22 protein-coding genes are annotated in these 21,489 nt (G+C 70.3%); 18 read left to right on the top strand and 4 right to left on the bottom strand.

All coding sequences use genetic code 11. The annotated features are described in order from the left end of the window. Position 1 precedes the first annotated feature (1 nt). From ACPXB1_RS24430 to ribH, 4 genes are all read left to right on the top strand, one after another. A complete protein-coding gene (locus ACPXB1_RS24430) occupies positions 2 to 643 on the top strand; it encodes a riboflavin synthase (protein ID WP_425735831.1) in 642 nt (213 codons plus the stop codon). Next, positions 643 to 1,332 carry a nicotinamide riboside transporter PnuC gene (pnuC, locus tag ACPXB1_RS24425; RefSeq protein ID WP_355596733.1) on the top strand — a complete coding sequence of 230 codons (690 nt, stop codon included), beginning with the start codon at positions 643 to 645 and terminating at the stop codon, positions 1,330 to 1,332. The genes ACPXB1_RS24430 and pnuC overlap by 1 nt, the downstream gene beginning before the upstream one ends. An 88-nt stretch (positions 1,333 to 1,420) precedes the next feature. Continuing rightward, on the top strand, positions 1,421 to 2,686 hold the full coding sequence (locus ACPXB1_RS24420; protein WP_355596785.1) for a bifunctional 3,4-dihydroxy-2-butanone-4-phosphate synthase/GTP cyclohydrolase II: 1,266 nt from the start codon (positions 1,421 to 1,423) through the stop codon (positions 2,684 to 2,686). A 2-nt stretch (positions 2,687 to 2,688) separates the two neighbouring features. Next, a complete protein-coding gene (gene ribH / locus ACPXB1_RS24415; protein WP_053655487.1) occupies positions 2,689 to 3,189 on the top strand; it encodes a 6,7-dimethyl-8-ribityllumazine synthase in 501 nt (166 codons plus the stop codon). 10 nt (positions 3,190 to 3,199) lie between these two features. On the opposite strand, the gene ACPXB1_RS24410 is transcribed toward ribH, so the two are convergent. Genes ACPXB1_RS24410 through ACPXB1_RS24400 form a run of 3 tightly spaced genes read right to left on the bottom strand, consistent with a single transcriptional unit; the run spans position 3,200 to position 5,651 of the window. Then, a complete protein-coding gene (locus ACPXB1_RS24410; RefSeq protein WP_355596735.1) occupies positions 3,200 to 3,943 on the bottom strand; it encodes an amino acid ABC transporter ATP-binding protein in 744 nt (247 codons plus the stop codon). Between the two features lie 2 nt (positions 3,944 to 3,945). Then, positions 3,946 to 4,791, bottom strand: a complete 846-nt coding sequence (locus ACPXB1_RS24405) for an amino acid ABC transporter permease (protein WP_355596737.1) — start codon at positions 4,789 to 4,791, stop codon at positions 3,946 to 3,948. After that, complete coding sequence (locus ACPXB1_RS24400; RefSeq protein WP_355596739.1) at positions 4,788 to 5,651, bottom strand: transporter substrate-binding domain-containing protein; 864 nt, start codon at positions 5,649 to 5,651, stop codon at positions 4,788 to 4,790. The genes ACPXB1_RS24405 and ACPXB1_RS24400 overlap by 4 nt, the downstream gene beginning before the upstream one ends. Before the next feature lie 156 nt (positions 5,652 to 5,807). Here ACPXB1_RS24400 and ACPXB1_RS24395 point away from each other — a divergent pair, with 156 nt between their 5' ends. From ACPXB1_RS24395 to pheT, 9 genes are all read left to right on the top strand, one after another. After that, positions 5,808 to 6,071: a phosphoribosyl-ATP diphosphatase gene (locus ACPXB1_RS24395; protein ID WP_053655491.1), complete on the top strand. Its 264-nt coding sequence runs from the start codon at positions 5,808 to 5,810 to the stop codon at positions 6,069 to 6,071. A 46-nt stretch (positions 6,072 to 6,117) separates the two neighbouring features. Beyond that, complete coding sequence (hisG, locus tag ACPXB1_RS24390; protein WP_355596740.1) at positions 6,118 to 6,963, top strand: ATP phosphoribosyltransferase; 846 nt, start codon at positions 6,118 to 6,120, stop codon at positions 6,961 to 6,963. 215 nt (positions 6,964 to 7,178) lie between these two features. Further along, the gene (locus ACPXB1_RS24385; RefSeq protein WP_355630303.1) at positions 7,179 to 7,649 is read left to right on the top strand and encodes a PH domain-containing protein; all 471 of its coding nucleotides are present in this window, start codon (positions 7,179 to 7,181) and stop codon (positions 7,647 to 7,649) included. Positions 7,650 to 7,973: 324 nt separating this feature from the next. Beyond that, positions 7,974 to 8,621: a translation initiation factor IF-3 gene (gene infC / locus ACPXB1_RS24380; protein ID WP_053655494.1), complete on the top strand. Its 648-nt coding sequence runs from the start codon at positions 7,974 to 7,976 to the stop codon at positions 8,619 to 8,621. Between the two features lie 20 nt (positions 8,622 to 8,641). After that, a complete protein-coding gene (gene rpmI / locus ACPXB1_RS24375; RefSeq protein WP_007458415.1) occupies positions 8,642 to 8,836 on the top strand; it encodes a 50S ribosomal protein L35 in 195 nt (64 codons plus the stop codon). Between the two features lie 32 nt (positions 8,837 to 8,868). After that, on the top strand, positions 8,869 to 9,261 hold the full coding sequence (gene rplT, locus ACPXB1_RS24370; protein ID WP_007458417.1) for a 50S ribosomal protein L20: 393 nt from the start codon (positions 8,869 to 8,871) through the stop codon (positions 9,259 to 9,261). An 83-nt stretch (positions 9,262 to 9,344) separates the two neighbouring features. Continuing rightward, on the top strand, positions 9,345 to 10,142 hold the full coding sequence (locus ACPXB1_RS24365) for a TrmH family RNA methyltransferase (RefSeq protein ID WP_425735830.1): 798 nt from the start codon (positions 9,345 to 9,347) through the stop codon (positions 10,140 to 10,142). Positions 10,143 to 10,357: 215 nt separating this feature from the next. Next, on the top strand, positions 10,358 to 11,425 hold the full coding sequence (gene pheS, locus ACPXB1_RS24360) for a phenylalanine--tRNA ligase subunit alpha (protein WP_355596746.1): 1,068 nt from the start codon (positions 10,358 to 10,360) through the stop codon (positions 11,423 to 11,425). A gap of 41 nt (positions 11,426 to 11,466) precedes the next feature. After that, complete coding sequence (gene pheT, locus ACPXB1_RS24355) at positions 11,467 to 14,046, top strand: phenylalanine--tRNA ligase subunit beta (RefSeq protein ID WP_355596748.1); 2,580 nt, start codon at positions 11,467 to 11,469, stop codon at positions 14,044 to 14,046. A gap of 43 nt (positions 14,047 to 14,089) precedes the next feature. Here pheT and ACPXB1_RS24350 read toward each other — a convergent pair whose 3' ends face one another. Continuing rightward, on the bottom strand, positions 14,090 to 14,959 hold the full coding sequence (locus ACPXB1_RS24350) for a Crp/Fnr family transcriptional regulator (RefSeq protein ID WP_425735829.1): 870 nt from the start codon (positions 14,957 to 14,959) through the stop codon (positions 14,090 to 14,092). Positions 14,960 to 15,148: 189 nt separating this feature from the next. On the opposite strand from ACPXB1_RS24350, the gene ACPXB1_RS24345 reads away from it, so the two are divergent. From ACPXB1_RS24345 to argJ, 5 genes are all read left to right on the top strand, one after another. Next, complete coding sequence (locus ACPXB1_RS24345; RefSeq protein ID WP_355630294.1) at positions 15,149 to 15,970, top strand: hypothetical protein; 822 nt, start codon at positions 15,149 to 15,151, stop codon at positions 15,968 to 15,970. 251 nt (positions 15,971 to 16,221) lie between these two features. Next, positions 16,222 to 18,270, top strand: a complete 2,049-nt coding sequence (locus ACPXB1_RS24340) for a hypothetical protein (RefSeq protein WP_355630291.1) — start codon at positions 16,222 to 16,224, stop codon at positions 18,268 to 18,270. 164 nt (positions 18,271 to 18,434) lie between these two features. Further along, a complete protein-coding gene (locus tag ACPXB1_RS24335) occupies positions 18,435 to 19,097 on the top strand; it encodes a hypothetical protein (RefSeq protein ID WP_355630288.1) in 663 nt (220 codons plus the stop codon). A 153-nt stretch (positions 19,098 to 19,250) separates the two neighbouring features. Next, positions 19,251 to 20,252 carry an N-acetyl-gamma-glutamyl-phosphate reductase gene (argC, locus tag ACPXB1_RS24330; protein ID WP_355630286.1) on the top strand — a complete coding sequence of 334 codons (1,002 nt, stop codon included), beginning with the start codon at positions 19,251 to 19,253 and terminating at the stop codon, positions 20,250 to 20,252. 55 nt (positions 20,253 to 20,307) lie between these two features. Continuing rightward, positions 20,308 to 21,480: a bifunctional glutamate N-acetyltransferase/amino-acid acetyltransferase ArgJ gene (argJ, locus tag ACPXB1_RS24325; protein WP_425735828.1), complete on the top strand. Its 1,173-nt coding sequence runs from the start codon at positions 20,308 to 20,310 to the stop codon at positions 21,478 to 21,480. Positions 21,481 to 21,489: the final 9 nt, after the last annotated feature.

Genomic DNA, 21,489 nt, shown 5'->3' with positions numbered 1-21,489 from the left:
CATGTTCACCGGCATTGTCGAGGAGCTGGGCGAAATCGTCGGAGTGACGCCGACTGCCGACGATTCGGCGCTCGTCGCCGTACGCGGCCCGCTCGTCACGTCCGACGCCCGGCACGGCGACTCCATCGCCGTCAACGGTGTCTGCCTGACAGTCGTCGAGGCGGCCGACGGCGTCTTCACCGCCGACGTGATGGGCGAGACGCTCCGCCGCTCCGCGCTTGGCGCGCTGCGCGCCGGTGACCCCGTCAACCTGGAGCGGGCCGCCGCGCTGGGCAGCCGCCTCGGCGGGCACCTGGTGCAGGGCCACGTCGACGGTGTCGGCGAGCTGATCTCCCGGGAGCCGGCCGAGCAGTGGGAGACGGTCCGGTTCCGGCTGCCCGCCGCCCTGGCCCGGTACGTGGTGGAGAAGGGCTCGATCACCATCGACGGCGTCTCGCTGACCGTTGCCGAGGTGGGCGCGGACGAGTTCGCCGTCGGGCTGATCCCGACCACCCTGAAGCTCACCACCCTCGGCGCCAAGGGCGTCGGCGACCCGGTGAACCTGGAGGTCGACGTGGTGGCCAAGTACGTCGAGCGGCTGCTCGGCGCCCGGCTCACCGACACCGACGCCGGGCTGGCCGGCACCACGGGCGGGGTGGCCTGATGGGCCCGCTCGGTTGGCTGCTCGACGCCCAGGTGCAGGTGGCCGGCTCGCCGGTGCTGGTCCGGGAGATCGTCGGCAACGGCTTCGGACTGCTGTCGGCGCTGCTCGGGCTCCGCCGGGTGGTCTGGGCCTGGCCGGTCGGCATGATCGGCAACGCGCTGCTGCTCACCGTCTTCCTCGGCGGGGTGTTCGCCACCCCGCAGGCCCACGACCTGTACGGGCAGGCCGGCCGGCAGGTGTTCTTCTTCTCGGTGAGCGTCTACGGGTGGTGGCGCTGGCGACGCAACCGCCGTACCGACGCAGGGCAGGCCGCTGTGGTGCCGCGCTGGGCCACCGGCCGGGAGCGCCTGGCGATGCTGCTGGCCGCCGTGGTGGGCACCGCGCTCGCGTACCCGGTGCTCGCCGCCCTGGGCTCGTGGGGCCCGCTGCCGGACGCCTGGATCCTCACCGGCAGCCTGCTGGCCACCTACGGCATGGCTCGCGGCTGGGTGGAGTTCTGGCTGGTCTGGATCGCTGTCGACGCGGTGGGCGTGCCGCTGCTGCTGCGTGGCGGTTTCTACCCGTCGGCTGCCATGTACCTGGTCTACGGCGCCTTCTGCGCCTGGGGTTTCGTCGCCTGGTGGCGCACGTCGCGCGTGACCCGGCCGAGAACCGTACTCCCGCCCACCTACACGGAGGCCGTCGCATGAGCGAGCGCAGCGAGCGAATCAGCAGGTTCAGCGCGGAGGTGCCTCATGGTGGCACGGAGCGAAGCGGAGTGTCGGCATGAGCGAGCGAATCAGCAGCTTCGGCAGCATCGAGCAGGCGATCGCCGAGATCGCCGCCGGGCGGCCGGTCGTCGTGGTCGACGACGCCGACCGGGAGAACGAGGGCGACCTCATCTTCGCGGCCGAGTTGGCGACGCCGGAGCTGCTGGCGTTCATGGTGCGCTACACCTCCGGGTACGTCTGCGTACCGCTGACCGAGAGCGAGGCCGACCGGCTCGACCTGCCGCCGATGCACCACACCAACCAGGACCGGCGGGGTACCGCGTACACGGTGACGGTTGACGCCCGGGAGGGTGTCAGCACCGGCATCTCGGCTGCCGACCGCGCGCACACCATCCGGCTCCTGGCCGGCGCGACCACCGACCCGACCGATCTGGCTCGACCGGGGCACGTGGTGCCGCTGCGGGCCCGCGAGGGTGGGGTGCTGCGCCGGCCGGGGCACACCGAGGCGGCGGTGGACCTGACCCGGCTGGCCGGGCTGCGTCCCGCGGGCGTGCTCTGCGAGCTGGTGAACGACGACGGCACGATGATGCGCCTGCCGGACCTGGAGAAGTTCTGCGCCGAGCATGGGCTCACCCTCGTCACCATCGCCGACCTGGTCGCCTACCGGCGACGTACCGAAAAGCAGGTCGAGCTGGTCGCGGACGCCCGGATGCCGACGCGGCACGGGGTTTTCCGGGCGCTCGGCTACCGCGCCGAGCACGACTCGGCCGAGCACATCGCGATGGTGCTGGGTGACCTCGGCGACGGCCAGGACGTGCTGGTCCGGGTCCACTCCGAGTGCCTGACCGGGGACGTGTTCGGCTCGCTGCGCTGTGACTGCGGCCCGCAGTTGGACGCCGCGCTGGCCCGGGTAGGGCGTGAGGGCCGGGGCGTGGTGCTCTACGTGCGCGGGCACGAGGGGCGCGGCATCGGGCTGCTGCACAAGTTGCAGGCGTACCAGTTGCAGGACCAGGGCCGGGACACTGTGGACGCGAACCTCGACCTGGGTCTGCCTGCCGACGCCCGCGACTACGGCACCGGCGCGCAGATCCTCTACGACCTGGGCGTGCGGTCGATGCGGCTGTTGACGAACAACCCGGCCAAGCGGGCGGGTCTGGAGGGCTACGGGCTGACCATCACCGGCCGGGAGGGGCTGCCGGTCGGCGCGCATCCGGAGAACCTGCGCTACCTGCGCACCAAGCGGGACCGGATGGGTCACCTGCTGGAGGAGTTGGACGAGATGTCCGAGGCGCCGTTGGGGCGTCCGGTCGTCGACGACGAGATCGGAGCATGACGATGGCGGGTTTCGGTGAGCCGGGAGTCGACGCGGTGGACGCCGCGGGGCTGACCGTCGGGGTGGTGGCCGCCCGGTGGCACGGCGAGCTGACCGACCACATGCTGGAGCGCGCGGTCGCGGCGGCGGAGGCGTGCGGAGCGCGGTCCGTAGTGGCCCGCGTCGCCGGCTCCGTCGAGCTGCCGGTGGTCGCGCAGGCCCTGGCGCGCCGCTGTGACGTGGTGGTCGCCCTCGGCGTGGTGGTGCGCGGCGCCACCGCCCACTTCGACTACGTGTGCCGGTCGGTCACCGACGGTCTGACCCGGGTGGCGCTCGACGAGGGCAAGCCGGTGGCACACGGTGTGTTGACAGTGGAGACCATCGAGCAGGCCCGGGACCGGGCCGGGCTGCCCGGCTCGGCCGAGGACAAGGGCTGGTCGGCGACCGTGGCGGCCCTCGACGCGGCGCTGGCCGTGCGGAGCGTGGCCACTGGCAACGTCCAGCGGGTCGGCTTCGGCGGCTGACCCTGGGCCGTCACAGTCGGCCGGCTTCGATGATCCGGCGCAGGAACTGCCTGGTACGCGGCTGGGTCGGCTCGCCGAGCACCTGCTCCGGCGGGCCGCTCTCCACGACCCGTCCCGCGTCGAGGAAGCAGACCTCGTCGGCGACCTCCCGGGCGAAGCCCATCTCGTGGGTGGCCAGCACCATTGTCATCCCGTCGGCCTTCAGGTCCCGGATCATCGACAGGACCTCACCGACGAGTTCCGGGTCCAACGCCGAGGTCACCTCGTCGAGCAGCATCAGTCGGGGCGAGTTGGCCAGCGCCCGCACGATCGCCACCCGCTGCTGCTGCCCGCCGGAGAGCCGGTCCGGGTAGGCGTGCGCCTTGTCGCCCAGCCCCACCCTGTCGAGCAGATCCCGGGCCTGGGCCTCCGCGTCGGCCCGTTCCCGCCGATGCACCCGCCGGGGCGCGAGGGTGATGTTCTCCAGCACGCTCAGGTGCGGAAACAGGTTGTACGCCTGGAACACCATGCCGATCCGCCGCCGGACCTGGTCGGGGTCCACCCGGGGATCGGAGATGTCCTCCCCGTCCAGCTCGATGGTGCCGTCGTCGAGGTCCTCCAGCAGGTTCACACACCGCAGCAGTGTCGACTTACCCGACCCGGATGCGCCGATCAATGCCACCACCCGGTGCTCGGCGACGCTCAGGTCCAGCCGGTCCAGGACGACGTGGCCGCCGAACTCCTTGCGCAGTCCGCGGCAGCGCAGCAGCTCCACGGTCAGCCTCCCGACTGTCGACGGGCCGAGCGCAGCGTCACCCAGTCGGTGACCGCGATCAGCGGGATCGCCAGCAGCACGAAGAGCACCCCGGCCACGACGTACGGCGTGTAGTTGAACGACTGGGCAGTGGCGATCTGGGCGGCGCGTACCGCGTCGATCGGCCCGGCGAGCGACACCAGACCGACGTCCTTCTGCAGGGCCACCACGTCGTTGAGCAGCGGTGGGGCCACCCGGCGGACGGCCTGCGGCAGGACGACGTGCCGCATCGTCTGCCGGTAGGTGAGACCCAGCGAGCGGGCCGCGGCGAGCTGGCTGGGGTGCACCGACTCGATGCCGGCCCGGAACACCTCGGCCAGGTAGCCGCCGTAGGTGAGGACCAGCGCGAGCCCGCCGAGCACCAGCACCGGCGGCATGCCCTGCAGGCGCAACCCGGGCACGCCGAGGGTGAGCAGGTACAGCACGATGATCAACGGCAGACCACGGAAGGTGTACGTGTAGCCGGCGGCCAGCGCCCGTACCGGGAAGAAGATCGGCCCGCGCAGCGTCCGCAGCACGGCGATCGCCAGCCCGAGCAGCAGGGCGCCCGCCGCGCAGCAGACGAGCAGCCGGACGTTGAGCCAGAGCCCGGTCAGCACGGCCGGCAGCGCGTCCCGGGCGATCTCCGGGTCCAGGAACGACTGCCGCACCCGGTCCCAGCCCGGCGCGCCGGTCACCGCCACCACCAGCAGCGTGCCGAGCGCCGCCGTGGAGGAGGCAGCGACCAGCACGCTGTACACGGTCTGCCGGCGGCGGTACGCCGAGCGCCGCAGCTGCGCCTCGGACGGGGTGTGCTCCAGCAGGGTCACCGGAGCTCGGTCGCTCCCGCCACCTGCGCGAGCCACTTGCGCTCCAACTCGCTGAGCGTGCCCGCCTCGCTGAGCTGCCCGACCGCGGTGCTCACGCAGGACGTCAGCGGGGAGTTCTTGTCAAGCAGCAGCCCGAACGCCTCGGGCACCCCTACCTGCGGCACCTGCCCGATGACCATCGCATCGGTGATCTCCGCGCCGGTGATGTAGAACGCGGTCGGCAGGTCCACCACGAGACCGTCGATCTGCCCGTTCTGCAGGGCCTTCTTGGCGTCGTCGTTGCTGTTGTAGACCTGCGGTTTGGTCGTCGGCTTGACCACGTCGGTGATCGCCTGGTAACTGGTGGTGCCGACCTGGGCGCCGAGGCGGGCGTCGCGGAGGTCGGCAAGCGACGTCTTGCCGGCGATCTTCGAGGACTTCAACGCGATGACTGTCTGCCGCACCAGGTAGTACGGCGCGGAGAAGTCGACAGCCTGCTTGCGCTCCTCGGTGATGGAGAACTGGTTGATGTCGAAGTCGAAGCTCTTCGGGCCGGGCGCGATTGCCGTGTCGAACTTGACCCGGGTCCAGGTGACGTCGGCGCGGGAGTAGCCCAGCTTCTCGGCCACCGCGTACGCGACGGCGGCCTCGAAGCCCTCACCGTTGTCCGGCTTGTCCTGCCGGAACCACGGCTCGTAGGCGGGCTGGTCAGTGGCGATGGTGAGCTTGCCCGGCGTCCGCGTGGGCAGGCTGTCCTTGGTGCAGGACCCCGCGGCGGTGACGGTGGGGGTGGGTTCCTCGTCCTGGGGAGCGCATCCGGCGGTGGCGGCGACGACGAAGCCGGCGAGGGTGAGCGCGAGGAGACGTGAGCGGCTGGCCATGGCGGTCAGCGTAGAGGCATCGACAGGCCTGCTTGAAGATCTTCCCACCATCCTGATGGGGAATTGTTCCCGACGCCGCCCTCCGGGCGTCCGGGAGGTGGACCATTCGGACCCGGGGGCGGTACCCGGCTGGGGCGGCTGGAAGAATCGCCTTCCGTGAAGACGTTCGAGGAGTTGTTCGCCGAGCTGCAGGCCAAGGCCGCTGCCGGCACCCCGGGCTCGGGCACCGTCGCCGCCCTCGACAAGGGTGTGCACTTCATCGGCAAGAAGGTCGTCGAGGAGGCGGCCGAGTCGTGGATGGCCGCCGAGCACGAGGGGCCGGAGCGTACCGCCGAGGAGATCTCCCAGCTGCTCTACCAGGTCCAGGTGCTGATGCTCGCCACCGGTCTCGACCTCAAGGACGTCTACCGACATCTGTGAGTGCGCCCCGTCGTTGATCACATCCGATCTGAAGGAGCACTCCGTCATGCTGCGTGTCGCCATCCCCAACAAGGGCACCCTGGCCGAGCCGGCCGCCCAGATGCTGCGCGAGGCGGGCTACCGCCAGCGCACCGACCCCAAGGACCTCGTCTGCCGCGACGAGGCCAACGACGTCGAATTCTTCTACCTGCGTCCCAAGGACATCGCGACCTACGTCGGCTCCGGTGACCTCGACCTCGGCATCACCGGCCGGGACCTGCTCATCGACTCGGCCGCACCGGCCGAGGAGGTCGTCGACCTCGCGTTCGGCCGGGCCACCTTCCGCTTCGCCGCCCGCCCCGACGACATCGCCTCCGTACAGGACCTCGGCGGGCACCGGGTCGCCACCGCGTACCCGGGGCTCGTCGAGCGGCACCTCAGCGAGCTTGGCGTCAAGGCCGACGTGATCCGCCTCGACGGCGCTGTCGAGAACGCCGTCCGACTCGGCGTCGCCGACGTCGTCGCCGACGTGGTGGAGACCGGCGCCACACTGCGTCAGGCCGGCCTTGTGGTGTTCGGCGAGCCGCTGCTGCGCTCGTCGGCCGTGCTGGTCCGCCGGGCCGGCGCGCCGTCGCACGCACAGGCCGAGCAGCTGCTGCGCCGCCTGCACGGCGTCCTGGTGGCCCGCCGCTACGTGATGCTCGCCTACGACGTACCGGCCGGTCTGCTGGACCGCGCCAGCGGGCTGACCCCCGGTATCGAGTCGCCCACCGTGTCGCCGCTGCACCGCGAGGGCTGGGTGGCCGTGCAGGCAATGGTGCTCCGCGACGACGTCCACCGGATCATGGACGAGCTGTACGACCTGGGCGCCCGCGCCATCCTCGTCACCAACATCCACGCCTGCCGCCTCTGACCCGTCGCCGGCTGGTTCGCCGTCGGCGGGACGAATCACACGATCCAGGATGCAGTGGCCTCCGGGTGCCGCCGAGCCCACTGCATCCTGGATCGAGCACGATCACCGCTGCGCCTGCGGCGTGCGGGTCCCGACGCGGATGGCTCGACGGCGGCTGTGTCGACGCTCGGCGGGTGGTGCGCTTCTCCCGCTGAGGTGGGTGGCAGACTGGTGGGGTGAGTGAAACAGAGCTGGTCCGCCTGAAGCCCCGCCGCATCCGGGTGGTCTGCTGGTCTGCGGCGGTCGCCCTGGTGGTGGTGTTCGGGGCGGTTGCCACATCGCTGAGCGGCCCGACAGGCAACGGCTACGGCACCTTCCAGCGCGGCGACCAGCTCGCCATGGTCGGCCTGGGCCTGTTCGGCGCGCTGGGCTTCCTGCTCTTCACCCGCCCACGGGTGGAGGCCGACGCGCACGGCGTGCGGGTGCGCAACGTCATCAGCTCGTACCAGCTGCCCTGGGAGGTCATCCGGGGTGTGCGCTTCGACCGGGGTGCGCCCTGGGCCAGCCTGGAGCTGCACGACGACGACCTGCTGCCGCTCATCGCCCTTCAGGCCGCCGACAAGGAGTCGGCAGTCGAGGGCGTCCGCGCCCTGCGCCGGCTGCACGAGGCACACCAGTCCCGCCTCGCCGAGCGCGCCGACCGCTAGTCGGGCGTGCCCGGTTTGGGGGTGACCAGGGCGGCGGTGTAGTCTTGTCAAGTCGACCAGGCTGTCTCCGCATGCGAGCAGACAGCCACGAAAGCGGAGCGCCTGCTCCCACCCGAGTCGCCGCCACGGTGGCCGGGTCCGGTCCCCGATTCCGGGCATGTCCCGGCGTCGGATGCGCGATCCTGTGATCGTGCCGACCGGTCGAGCGGGCCCTGGCATCTGCCGGGGCCTTCTGCTTTCCAGGATGACCCCCACCCGGGGGCCGCAGGGGTCGGCAACTGAGCAGAAACGACTCGAGGAGGCCCCATCAGCGTCGAACCACGCGTGAACGAGCAGATCCGGGCACGTGAGGTCCGACTGGTCGGCCCCGAGGGTGAGCAGGTGGGCATCGTCCCGCTGGAGCGCGCCCTTCAGCTGGCCGCGGACGTCGATCTGGACCTGGTCGAGGTTGCGCCGATGGCGCGCCCGCCGGTGTGCAAGCTCATGGACTTCGGCAAGTTCAAGTACGAGAGCGCACTCAAGGCGCGCGAAGCGCGGCGTAACCAGCAGCAGACCGTCATCAAGGAAATGAAGCTTCGGCCGAAGATCGACCCGCACGACTACGAGACCAAGAAGGGTCACGTGGTGCGGTTCCTCAAGGCGGGCGACAAGGTCAAGGTGACGATCATGTTCCGCGGTCGCGAGCAGAGCCGCCCTGAGCTGGGTTACCGGCTCCTGCGTCGGCTCGAATCGGAGATCACGGAACTGGGATACGTCGAGGCCGCCCCCAAGCAGGACGGTCGAAACATGATCATGGTTCTCGCTCCGCATCGGGCCGTCAAGGCCTCCGCGGTCGCCGCTACGGCGTCCCGTGGTGCACCTCGGGAGCGGGCAGGGGACGAGTCTGCCCCGGCAGCCGACGAGACCGCAGCGGCGGGCGAGACCGCAGCAGCCGTTGACAGCGGCACCGCCGCTGACACCAGCGGCCAGTAACAGGGGAGAAGACGTTCCACATGCCGAAGATGAAGAGCCACACGGGTATGGGTAAGCGGGTCAAGGTCACCGGCAAGGGCAAGATCGTTGCCCAGCAGGCCGGCCTTCGCCACAACCTGGAGAAGAAGCCCTCCACCCAGACCCGCCGGCTGACCGGCACGGTCGTGCTGGCCAAGGCCGACGTCAAGCGCATCAAGAAGCTGCTCGGCCGCTGACGCGCGCCACCTTTACGTAATAAGGAGTTGAGATGGCACGCGTCAAGCGGGCTGTGAACGCCCAGAAGAAGCGTCGTACCCTGCTGGAGACCGCGAGCGGTTACCGCGGTCAGCGCTCCCGGCTGTACCGCAAGGCCAAGGAGCAGGTGCTGCACTCGATGCAGTACGCCTACCGGGACCGTCGTGACCGCAAGGGCGACTTCCGGCAGCTGTGGATCCAGCGGATCAACGCGGGTGCCCGTGCGAACGGGATGACCTACAACCGCCTGATCCAGGGCCTGCGTCTGGCCGGCATCGAGGTTGACCGCAAGATCCTGGCCGACATGGCTGTCAACGACGCCGCTTCCTTCGCGGCGATCGTCGAGCTGGCCCGGGCCGCGGTCACGGCCGAGGGCACCGGCGGCGCGGCGGCTCAGGCCGCCTGATCCCCACGCACCAGAGCGAGGCGTCTCCCGTGTCGGCACCGCCGTCCGGGGGGCGCCTCAATCGTGCCGGAGGAACCCACACCATGGCCTTCACCCCGCGTACCCCAAGGGTTGTCGCCGCCCGCCGGTTGCAGCGCCGCCGGGACCGCGACGCCGCCGGCCGGTTCCTGGCCGAAGGGCCGCAGGCGGTCCGTGAGGCCCTCGCGCGGCCGGGGGTGGTCACCGAGTTGTTCGGTACGCCCGCAGCCCTCGACCGGTACCCGGAGCTGGCCGCCACGGCGGCCCGTGCCGACGTGCCCGTCTCCGAGGTGACCGACGACGCGCTCGCCGCGCTTGCCGAGACCGTCGCCCCGCAGGGGCTGGTCGCCGTCTGCCGGCACCTGGACGTGTCGTTGGAGCAGGCCCTCGCGGGTGCGCCGCGGCTGGTGGCGGTGCTCGCCGAGATCCGCGACCCGGGCAACGCCGGCACCGTGCTGCGCACCGCCGACGCCGCCGGGGCTGGCGCGGTGATCTTCGCGGGCGACGCCGTCGACCCGTACAACGGCAAGTGCGTGCGGGCGTCCGCCGGCAGCCTCTTCCACGTCGACGTGGTCCGCGCGCCCGATTCGGTCGCCGTTGTCGACGCGCTGCGCGCCGCCGGGCTGTCGATCTTCGCCACCACGGGGTACGGCGACAGCGACCTGGACGACCTTACCGACTACGGGCGGCTCGTCGGGCCCACCGCCTGGCTGTTCGGCTCGGAGGCGCACGGCCTGCCCGAGGAGTTGACCGCCGCCGCCGACGCCCGCGTGCGGGTGCCGTTGTACGGGCGCGCCGAGAGCCTCAACCTGGCTGCCGCCGCGGCGGTCTGCCTGTACGCTTCAGCGAGAGCACAGCGCTGACCGGTGACTGGTCGCGCGAGATCACAGGGGAGAGCCTCACTCGATGAACGCGCAACGGCGTTCGTTTAGCCAGCCCGCCGGTGTCGGCGGGCGGCGGGCCTGACCTGCTCCCTGCGTAACTCCTACCGGCGGGCTGCGGCACAGCCGCGCGTCCGTAGACTCGCCTAGCCGCCCCGGTGAGGGCTGGCGCCGCCGTGAGGGAGTGCCCGTACGCCATGAGCTACCGCAACGATCCGTACGACCCGAAGCAGGTCGCCCTGCTCGACCCGACCGCCCTGGCCGAGGCCGTCGACGACGCCGCGAAGGCGTTCGCGGCCGCCGCCGACCCGGACGCGTTGACCGCGCTGCGCCCCGCGCACCTCGGCGACCGGTCCCCGGTGTCCCTCGCGCGCCGGGAGATCGGCGCGCTGCCGCCGGCTGCGAAGTCCGACGCCGGTAAGCGGGTGAACGAGGCCCGCCGCGCCATCGAGGCCGCCTACGCCGAGCGTGCCGAGGTGGTGGAGCGCGAGCAGGCCGAGCGGGTGCTGGTCGAGGAACGGGTGGACGTCACCCTGCCGTACGACCGGCGTCCGCGTGGTGCCCGGCACCCGCTGAGCACACTGATGGAGTCGATAAGTGATCTGTTCGTCGGGATGGGCTACGAGGTGGCCGAGGGTCCCGAGGTCGACCTGGAGTGGGTCAACTTCGACGCGTTGAACATCCCCGCCGACCACCCGTCGCGTGGGCTGATGGACACCTTCCACATCGCACCGCAGGGCTCGGGCCTTGTTCTACGGACGCACACGTCGACGGTGCAGACCCGCACGATGCTCAGCCGCAAGCCGCCGATCTACGTGATCGTGCCCGGCCGCGTCTACCGCACCGACGAGATCGACGCCACCCACAGCCCGGTGTTCCACCAGGCTGAGGGCCTGGTGGTCGACAAGGGCATCACGATGGCGCATCTGCGGGGCACGCTGGACCACTTCGCCCGTGCCATGTTCGGCCCGGAGGCCAAGACCCGGTGGCGGCCGCACTACTTCCCGTTCACCGAGCCGTCGGCGGAGTTCGACGTGTGGTTCCCCGAGCACCGCGACGGCCCGCAGTGGGTCGAGTGGGGCGGCTGCGGCATGGTCAACCCGCGGGTGCTGCGCGCCTGCGGCGTCGACCCGGAGGTCTACTCCGGGTTCGCCTTCGGCATGGGCATCGACCGGACCCTGATGATCCGGCACGGGGTCAGCGACATCCGCCACCTCTTCGAGGGCGACGTGCGGTTCAGCCGGGCGTTCGGGACCGGAGCGTAGGGCGATGCGGGTACGAGACACGGGAACGGTGGTCTGAAGTCATGCGAGTTTCTGTCAGCTGGCTGCGGGAGTACGTCGACCTGCCCGCCGACCTGCCGACCGGCGATCTGGAGCAGGCCCTTGTCGACCTGGGCATCGAGGTCGAGTCCGTCGTGGACCTGCGCGAGTCGGTCACCGGTCAGCTCGTCGTCGGTGAGGTCCGCGAGATCGAGGAGCTCACCGGCTTCAAGAAGCCGATCCGGTTCTGCCGCGTCGACGTGGGTCACGCCAACGGCACCGGTGAGCCGCAGGAGATCGTCTGCGGGGCGCGCAACTTCGCCCCCGGTGACCGGGTGGTGGTGATCCTGCCCGGCGGTGTGCTGCCCGGCGGGTTCGCCATCGGCGCGCGCAAGACGTACGGGCACAACTCGGCGGGCATGATCTGCTCGGCGAAGGAGCTGGGCCTGGGCGACGATCACTCCGGCATCATCGTGCTGCCGCCGGACGTGGCCGCCAAGCCGGGCGACGACGCGCGGCCCGTCGTGGGCCTCGACGACGTGGTGTTCGACCTGGAGATCACTCCGGACCGGGGGTACGCGCTGAGCCTGCGCGGCCTGGCCCGGGAGTTGTCGCACGCGTTCGACGTGCCGCTGCGCGATCCGGCCCTGGTGCCGGCGCCGGGGGGCACGGAGGAGCCGGCGTACCCGGTGGAGGTGCGCGACCCGGTCGGCTGCGACCGGTTCACCGCCCGCCTGGTCCGCGGTGTCGACCCGACCGCGCCCACCCCGTCGTGGATGCAGCAGCGGCTCGTCACCGCAGGCATCCGCAGCATCTCCCTGCCTGTCGACATCACCAACTACGTGATGCTGGAGCTGGGCCAGCCGATGCACGCCTTCGACGCCGACCGGATCGCCGGCGCGCTCGTGGTCCGCCGCGCCGTGCCGGGGGAGAAGCTGACCACCCTCGACGGCGTCGACCGGGTGCTCGCCGCCGACGACATGGTGATCTGCGACGCCGGGCTGCCCAGCGCCGTGGCGGGCGAGGGCGCTGGCACGCCGATCTCTCTCGCGGCGGTGATGGGCGGGGAGACCAGCGAGGTCGTCGCCGGCACCACCACAGTGCTCTTCGAGGCGGCGCACTGGGACCCGGCGATGGTCGGGCGGACCGCCCGCAGGCACAAGCTGTTCAGCGAGGCCGCAAAGCGCTGGGAGCGGGGCGTCGACCCGGCCGTGGCGCTTGTCGCGCTGGAGCGGGCCGTGCGCCTGCTCACCGAGCACGGCGGCGGCACACCGAGCGTGGAGATCCTGGACATCGACCACGTCCGGCCGCGTACCCCGATCAGCCTGCCGGCGGATCTGCCCACCCGGCGGATCGGCGTCGAGTACCCGCCGGCGCGGGTGGTGGCCCTCTTGGAGCGGGTCGGTTGCACTGTCGCGCAGGGCGCGGACCGGTTGGCCGAGGACCCGGGAGCGGTCGGCACGGCCAGCGGGGCGGGCGTGGCGCTCAGCGTCACCCCGCCGTCGTGGCGGCCCGATCTCACCGACCCGGCCGACCTGGTCGAGGAGGTCGTCCGCCTCGACGGGTACGACAAGGTGCCGTCGGTGCTGCCCACCGCGCCGCCCGGGCGCGGCCTGACCCCGGCCCAGCGTCGGCGTCGGGCGGTCGCCGGGTCGCTTGCTGCTCGGGGGTACGTCGAGGTGCTCGCGCACCCGTTCGTGTCGCCGCAACTGGCGGACCTGCTCGGCCTGCCGGCCGACGACCCGCGCCGACCTGCGGTGCGGCTGGCCAACCCGCTGTCGGAGGAGGAGCCGCTGCTGCGCACCACGCTGCTCGGCCCGCTGCTCGGCATCCTCAAGCGCAACATCGGTCGGGGTCACCGCGACCTGGCGCTCTACGAGATCGGTGCGGTCTTCCACCCGCGCCGGGACGCCGGCAGCCCGCCGGAGATGGGCGTGGACCGGCGTCCCACCGACGCCGAGTTCGCCGCCGCCGACGCGGTGGTGCCGGCGCAGCCCGTGCACGCCGCAGTGGTGCTCGCCGGTGAGGTGGACCCGGCCGGATGGTGGGGTCCGGGCCGGCCGGCCGGCTGGGCGGACGCCATCGAGGCGGCCCGGGACACGCTGGCCGCCGCCGGTATCCCCGACGAGTGGGTCGAGGTGCGTGCCGCCGAATACGCCCCGTGGCACCCCGGCCGCTGCGCCGAGCTGCGGGTCGACGGCGTGGTCGTCGGGCACGCCGGTGAGCTGCACCCGACGGTGGTGGCGGCGTTGGAGCTGCCCCGGCGTACCTGCGCCATGGAGTTGAGCCTTGACGCGTTGCCGGTGGCGCCGGTGACGCCCGCCCCGGCGGTCTCCGGCTTCCCGCCGGCGCTCATCGACGTGGCACTGGTTGTGGACGAGTCGGTGCCGGCGGAGCAGGTGCGCCGGGCGCTGGAGGCCGGGGCGGGGGAGCTGCTGGAGGACGTGCGGCTCTTCGACGTGTACTCCGGCGCGCAGCTCGGCGAGGGTCGCCGGTCGCTTGCGTACAAGCTCACGTTCCGCGCACCGGACCGGACGCTGACGGTCGAGGAAGCGGTGGCAGCCCGCGACGCGGCGGTAGCCGTAGCGGCGGAACGCCTAGGAGCAACCCTCCGCGGAGCCTAGCGAAGCTGACAGGCACCTTTCCGGCTATGCGGAAGGGTGCCTGTCAATCGTCGCTGGATTCCAGGTTGCCAAGCCTGCGCAGGCTCGGCAGATCGCGGACGGTGATCCGGCGATAGTCGGTCTCGACCAATCCGTCCGTCCGTAGCTCCCGCAGCGCTTTCTGAATGGACGTCTCGGAGGCGCCGCAGATAGTGGCCAGGTCGGGCCGTGTGAGACGAACGTCGATGATGATGCCGTCCAAGCCTTGCCGACCGTGGGTGCGGCAGAGTTCGGCGACCACTCGGGCGACACGCAGTTTCACCGGGTACGAGGTGAAGTCGATCCGGCGCCGATTGGACCAGCGCAGCCTGTCGGACACCATCGCGGCGAGTTCGAGGGCAGCATCGGGATGTTCCTTGAGGAATCGCTTGAACCGGTCTGGCTGGATCACGCTGTACTTCGCCGGTCCGCAGGTCGTGACGGTGGCCGAGCGGGGCTCGTCGTTCAGTGCCGACATCTCACCGACGAGATCACCTCCAACCCGGAGCGACAGCAAGGCGGACCGACCGTCTGGCAAGGTAGCCGTGATCTTGGTTAGGCCCTCTTCGAGGAGCACCAGGTGCGATTCTCTTAAACCCTCGTGGATCACGATCTGACCGGCCGGAACTTGACGACGGACGCCCAGCCCCAGCAGCGTCGCCCGAACTGGCGGAGCGAGCCGTTGAAGGAACGTGCCGTAGGGCCACTCGCCGCCGGACATCTCGTGTGGTTGTCGCATCTGCAGCCTCCTTATCCATGGACGGCCGCCGAAGCGTAGCCGCTCCTGTGCGTAGCGCGATGCCCCAGTTCTGGCGGCCGCCTCAAGCAAGAGCCGAACGGCTATCAGTGCCAGCACCGTCATCGGCGACCATTCCAGGGTGAGCAGCAGTTCCACCAGATTCGCCCTCATACGACAAGGACATCGTGCGAAGGTGTGGCGGACTCCCCAGCAGGACGGGATGACTGATTTTCGACTTCGGCCGTGATGCCGTACTTCTACGGGATCCCGACCGGCCCTCACCGGTTCGATGGTTCCTGCGGTGCTTGCCCGCTGGGTGAGCCGAGTGGAGAGGGCGGGAGCTTGATGCAACATCCCGAGCGGCGATTGTTGATATCTGTGGATATGGAGAGGTACAGCCGACGGAGCAACCTCCAGCAGTATGAGGCGCAGCGGCATTTCCGAGAGTTGCTGCACGAGGCTGCTGGTGCTGTGGGCTTGGATCGCGTGGCCTGGACAACTCAGCAGGCGGGCGACGGTGAACTTGCAGTCGTGCCGCGCGAGGTGTCCGAGTCCCGGGTCATCGGTCGGTTCGTACCGGAGCTGAACCGGCGGCTGAGAACCCACAACAGCAGCCGCCTGCCGACCGCCCGGATCCGGCTCAGGGTGGCGGTACACCAGGGTTTGGTTCACCTGGATGGTGCGAACGGCTTCCCTGGCAACGCCGTCGTTTTCGTCTGCAGGCTGTGCGAGGCCGAGCCCGTCAAGAAGGCATTGGCCACCTTTCCGGACGCAGGCGTGGCGCTTGTCGTCTCGACCGAGATCTTTCGTGACGTGGTCACGGAGTATCCGGAGGAGATGCGACCCGAGCGTTTCGTGCGGATCGAGGTGGCACACCCCGACAAGGATTTTCGTGAGTACGCCTGGCTATGTGTGGTGGACGAGGATCTCACTGCCGTCACGGTCCCGGGCGTCTCTCCGGCCTCCGGTGAAAGTGCTGGCCAGGCAGCGAAAAAGCTGGTGGACGGCACGGAGGGGAAGCCGGCGAACAGCGCGACGGAGCACAGTGGAATTCGTACCGGCGATGTCCGCGTCAAGGGGCAGAGTGCGATCGGCCCGGGTGCGACGGCGATCGGCTCAATCGGTCGCGATGCGAACTCCGGCAAGAGGAGAGGCAATCGCCGATGAGCGGTCGATACGCACCTGTCGCTGCCGGCAGGGAGCGGGACCTGGACAACCTCTGGCACGACGTGTTGGAGGAGTCCTCTGGCGATGACCCCCTCGACGAAGCCGATGGGGGTGTGGTTCGCGGACCCCAGGACGGATCACCAACAGCTGCGGAGTCCGCCGACGGCGAGGGTGAGCCCGGCTCGGCGACGGCACCAGCCGTGGAGCCACCGGAGGAGGATGAGCCGGACGACCTCATAGACCCTGGGGACGTGCTGCGCAGGCTGGCTGGCTTGCTGGGCGGTTCAACGATCGACGTTGGCGATGTTCGGGTTCAGGGACAGAACGCCACCGGTCCTGGCGCTGTCGCCATCGGAACGGTCAATGTCACCGCCGGACGATCCAACGGGGCCGGCCGCGTCTGGTTCGAGACCCTAGTCGAGGCCAGTGTCCGTGAGACTGCGAGCGGATACGCGTACGCACCGAGCGACCAGCGGCTCGACCACCATCTCCAGCATCGTCACCTCGTCTGCCTCTCCGGCCTGGTCGGGAGCGGTCGGTTCACTTCGGCCACCCTGGCTGTGGCTCGGAGACACGGCTTCGAGCGGGTCCGTGTGCTTGGTGTCGACCAGTTGGCCGATCTGCTCAGGGCGGAGGCACCGTTGCCCGCTGGGTACGGCTACGTGCTTCGGCTGAGTGAGGCGGCTCTCCTCAAGGTCGACGGGTTCACACTCGTGGCGCTGGCTGCCAGGGCCGAGAGCTCCGCCACGACGCTGATTCTGGTCGGGGACTTCTCCCGGCGGAACCACGACCTTGTCGGTCATATCGTTGAACACCGCTCGGCCCCGGCGGCCGAGGTGTTTCGGGCGCAGCTTCGCAATCAGATCAGAGGACAGTGTGTCGGCTGGTGCACAGGCACATGCGTCGGCCGTTGCGTGGAGCGATACGTAGATGAGGACTGCGTCCAGAGTTCACTGCTGTCGGCCTACCTAGCCAGCGAACCTCGCCCCGGCGAAATCCTCGCGGTCGTCGCGACGATTGCCCGGACGGTTCCCAAGGGCGACGCACTGGCCGAGCGGCTCGAGCAGTTTCTGCCGCTTCAACTACGGGAGCGAGCGGTCGAGATCCTCGACGTGCAACGCGGCGGCGAGGATCTCGACGCGTTTCTTCACGATGAGGTGCGGGCCTTTCGTCTCTCGTGCGCCGTTCTTGCCGGGCAGCCTGTGACCGAGATACAGCAGGCAGCTCAGCGTCTGGCCCGATCCGACTTCCAGCAACCCGCATTGGGCAGCACTCCTTTTCGGGGGTCGGCGCTCGACGCACTGTTAGGGCCGACGCTGGGCCAAGCCGTCACACGGCTGAACGACGCGCGGTTGCCGGGTGGATGCCGAATCGACTTCGCTGCCGGCGCCGAACCACTCCGGTCGGCCTTGCTGGACGTCGCGTGGACAGAATGGTGGTCCCCCAAGCACCTGTTGAACTGGTTGGCAGACCTGATCCGCGGGGACGTTCCGGCGGTCCGACAGGCCGCAGCCGGCGCCATCGGTTGGTCGGCGACACGCGACGTGCAGTCAGCCCTCGACACCGTGGGGGAACTGGCCCGGGAACGGCGGGCAGGGGTTCGGCAGGCCGCGGCGATCGTACTCGTCGCCATGGCGATGCAGCCCGCGTTGCGCACTCGGGTTCGCACCGAACTCGGTCAGTGGGCAGCCGGTTCGGCAGCTCACCTGCGGGACACCGTTGCGCGTGCGTACAGTCTCGGACTGGCCCGGCTCTGGCCAGAGTCGGCGTTGGTCCAGTTGCGCCAGGTGGCGCAGGCCCGAATGCAGCGGCGGAACAACTCCGTCGTCCGAGGGCTGGTCGAGGTGTACCGCAACGGTCACGCGGCGAGCGTTGTGCCGACGCTTGTGGACTGGACGGTGTCCGTCGATCCTGAGGTGCAACTCCACGCCGCACGCACGCTGCGGGTGCTCGCGGACCGCTGGGCAGAACCGCCACGAGAGCACTGGCCGGAATTGCTGCACCTGGTGGACCAGCAAACGATCGATCTGGCAGACCTGTCCATCCTCTGGGCCACCGCCCTCAGTCTGCCGAAGACGGCGTACCGATCGTGGCGGACTCTCGGCTTTTGGCTGGACCGGGCGGACCAGCAGGCAGCCGTCGCCGGCCATTGCCTTCAACTCGTGAGTCACGTGATCGCTGGACATCCTTCCCTGTGTCATCGCCTCGACCATCAACTCCGCCATGTGTGGCGTCCCGTAATGCCCCACAACGACCTGCTAGATGACGTACGACGACTGATCGATGAGGAGACGCGATGACCACGGATCCCGCCGGTGGTCCCGGCACGAGGCCATCCCTACCTAGGCAGCTACAACGCCGTCGGTGGTGGCATGCCATCTTCCCGCCGACCGAACTCCCGTTGCCTCCCGCCCCGCCACCGAGGGTTGTACCTGCCACAGTGACATTCCGCCAGGACGCCCCGGTGCCGATCCTGGTGCCGGCGAAGGGGGATGCGTTCGACTTCCGCCTGCACGTCGTCTACAACTGGACGGCGCAGAACATGATCTACGAAGAGCTTCGGCTCCGCGCCGAACGCTACCTGGGCTGGGCTGCCGGGATTGTTCGGGAGCGGGCGGTGGATCTGGCACGCGAACACGAACCGCATCGCTCGCACGACCTTGAGCGTGCCTTGAACAGTCGTCTCAGTGGCCAACGCTGGCCGCGGGAGGGTGCCCCGCCGCACTTCGGCGTGCTTATCCGCGTCAGCCCGGACGAGCGGGTCCGGGAGCGGCTCCGGCCGTACTGGGAGGAGCGCATCAGGCTTGAGTGTGATCACGAGTTGCAGAAGATCAAGGCGACGCAGGCGGATGAACTGACTCGACGCTGGTGCGGGGTGCTGCAGAGCCTTGAGGACGATCCGGCCACATCGCATGCCGCACGGTTGACCGGCGAGCAGTTCGCTGAGGTGTTCCGTCGGTACGTGGAGGAACGCCGGGAAACCGTTCCCGATCTCGTGAAGCTCCTACGCGAGGCGGTCAGGGGGCACGGTGATCTCGGTATGGGGCCGAGCGAATACACGGAGGCGTGGGATGCGGCCCTGAGGACGTATGAGCGGCAGCACGGACTGTCCGAGCGGGTGAACTGATTCTTGGCGTCCTCTGACGGACAATCGAGGCAGAGGACGCCCCACCCGTCCGCGAGAGGAATCCACCCCTCATCACCATGCATGGGGCTGTATTAAGTTGCAGGTGACCTGCGCCGCTGCTAGCCTTCGTTGCATAGTCATGCGGAGGTGGGTATGGGGATTCGAGTCGCGGTCGCCGGGGCGAGCGGTTACGCCGGAGGTGAGCTGCTGCGCCTGATCGCCGGGCATCCGGAGTTCGATCTTGTCGCCGCCACCGCCCACAGCCAGGCCGGGCACCGCGTCGACGTGGCGCACCCGCAGCTCACCGGGCTCGACCTGGTGTTCGGCGCGACCGACCCGGCGATCCTGGCCGACGCGGACCTGGTCTTCCTGGCCCTGCCCCACGGCGAGTCGGCGACCCTCGCGGCCCAGCTCCCGCCCGAGGTACGCGTCGTCGACCTGGGCGCGGACCACCGGCTCGCCGACCCGTACGCCTGGGCGCAGTACTACGGCGGCACGCACGCCGGCCGGTGGACCTACGGCCTGCCCGAGCTGCCCGGCCAGCGGGAGCTGATCGCCTCTTCCACCCGGGTCGCCAACACCGGCTGCTACGCCGCCGCGATCACTCTGGCGCTCGCACCGCTGATCGCCGACGGCGCGGCCGACCCGGCCGACGTGGTGGTCGTCGCAGCCTCCGGCACGTCCGGGGCGGGCCGGGCGGCGAAGCCGCACCTGCTGGCCAGCGAGGTGCTGGGCGACCTGTCGCCGTACCGGGTGGGCACCCACCAGCACGTGCCGGAGATCAAGCAGGCCACCGGGGCGACGAGCCTGTCGTTCACGCCCGTTCTGGCGCCGATGCCGCGCGGCATCCTGGCCACTGTCACCGCCGTGCCGGCGCGCGGTGTCGACCCGCAGCAGGTGCTGGCTCAGGCGTACGCCGACGCGCCGTTCGTGCAGGTGCTGCCGGAGGGCAGATGGCCGCACACCGGCGCCACGCTGGGGTCGAACTCCTGCCACCTGCAAGCCACAGTGGACGTCGACTCCGGTCGACTGATCGTGCTCAGCGCCCTGGACAACCTGGGCAAGGGCGCTGCCGGCCAGGCCGTGCAGAACGCCAACCTGATGCTCGGCCTGCCGGAGACGATGGGCCTGTCGATCTGGGGGGTCAGCCCGTGAGCGCGAGGAGTGCAGCGCAGCGGAGCCCCGCGGTCGCGAACGAAAGGCAGGCATCGTGAGTGTCACCACCCCTCGTGGGTTCCGGGCGGCCGGGGTGGCCGCCGGTCTGAAGGCCAGCGGCGGCGCGGACGTCGCGCTGGTGGTCAACGACGGTCCGGACGCCGGTGTGGCCGGCGTCTTCACCACCAACCGGGTGAAGGCCGCGCCGGTGCTCTGGACGCAGCAGGTCGTGCAGGGTGGTGTGGTCCGCGCGGTGGTGCTCAACTCCGGTGGGGCCAACGCCTGCACCGGCCCGGCCGGTTTCCAGGACACGCACGCCACCGCCGAGCACACCGCCGCCGCGTTGACCTCGGTGAGCCCGCGGTTGATTCTCGGGGCCGGTGAGGTGGCGGTCTGCTCGACCGGCCTGATCGGTGAGCGGCTGCCGATGCCGAAGCTGCTGCCGGGCGTCCGCTCGGCGATCCGTGGGCTGTCCCGTGACGGCGGGGTGGCCGCCGCCGAGGCGATCATGACTACGGACACGCGGGCGAAGACGACTGTGGCCCAGGGCAGCGGCTGGACGGTCGGCGGGATGGCGAAGGGCGCGGGGATGCTCGCGCCGGGCATGGCCACCATGTTGTGCGTGCTGACCACCGACGCGGTGGCGGGGCCTGCCGTGCTGGACGAGGCGTTGCGTGCGGCCACCCGGGTCAGCTTCGACCGGGTCGACTCCGATGGCTGCATGTCGACGAACGACACCGTGCTGCTGCTGTCCAGTGGCGCGAGTGGCATCGAGCCGACTCCTGCCGAGTTGGCCGCAGCCGTCACCGCGGCCTGTCACGACCTGGCCCAGCAACTGGTCGCCGACGCCGAGGGCGCCACCAAGCAGATCGCCATCGACGTTGTCGGCGCGGCCGACGAGGACGACGCGGTCGAGGTGGGCCGGTCGGTGGCGCGCAACAACCTGGTCAAGACCGCGCTGTTCGGCAACGACCCGAACTGGGGCCGGATCCTCGCTGCGGTCGGCACCACCGCTGCCGCGTTCGAGCCGGACGAGGTGGACGTGGCCGTCAACGGGGTGTGGGTGTGCCGGAGCGGTGCTGCCGCCGAGGACCGGTCGAAGGTCGACCTGACCGGTCGGGACGTGACCATCCGGATCGACCTGCACGCCGGTGCGGCGGAGGCGACGATCTGGACCAACGACCTGTCCCACGCGTACGTACACGAGAATTCGGCCTACTCCACGTGAGCGCGAGGA

The organism is Micromonospora sp. DT68 (assembly GCF_049847245.1).
Taxonomy (GTDB): Bacteria; Actinomycetota; Actinomycetes; order Mycobacteriales; family Micromonosporaceae; genus Micromonospora; species Micromonospora profundi.
The sequence above is the reverse complement of the archived record's forward strand: the minus strand, read 5'-3'. Positions and strand labels throughout refer to the sequence as shown.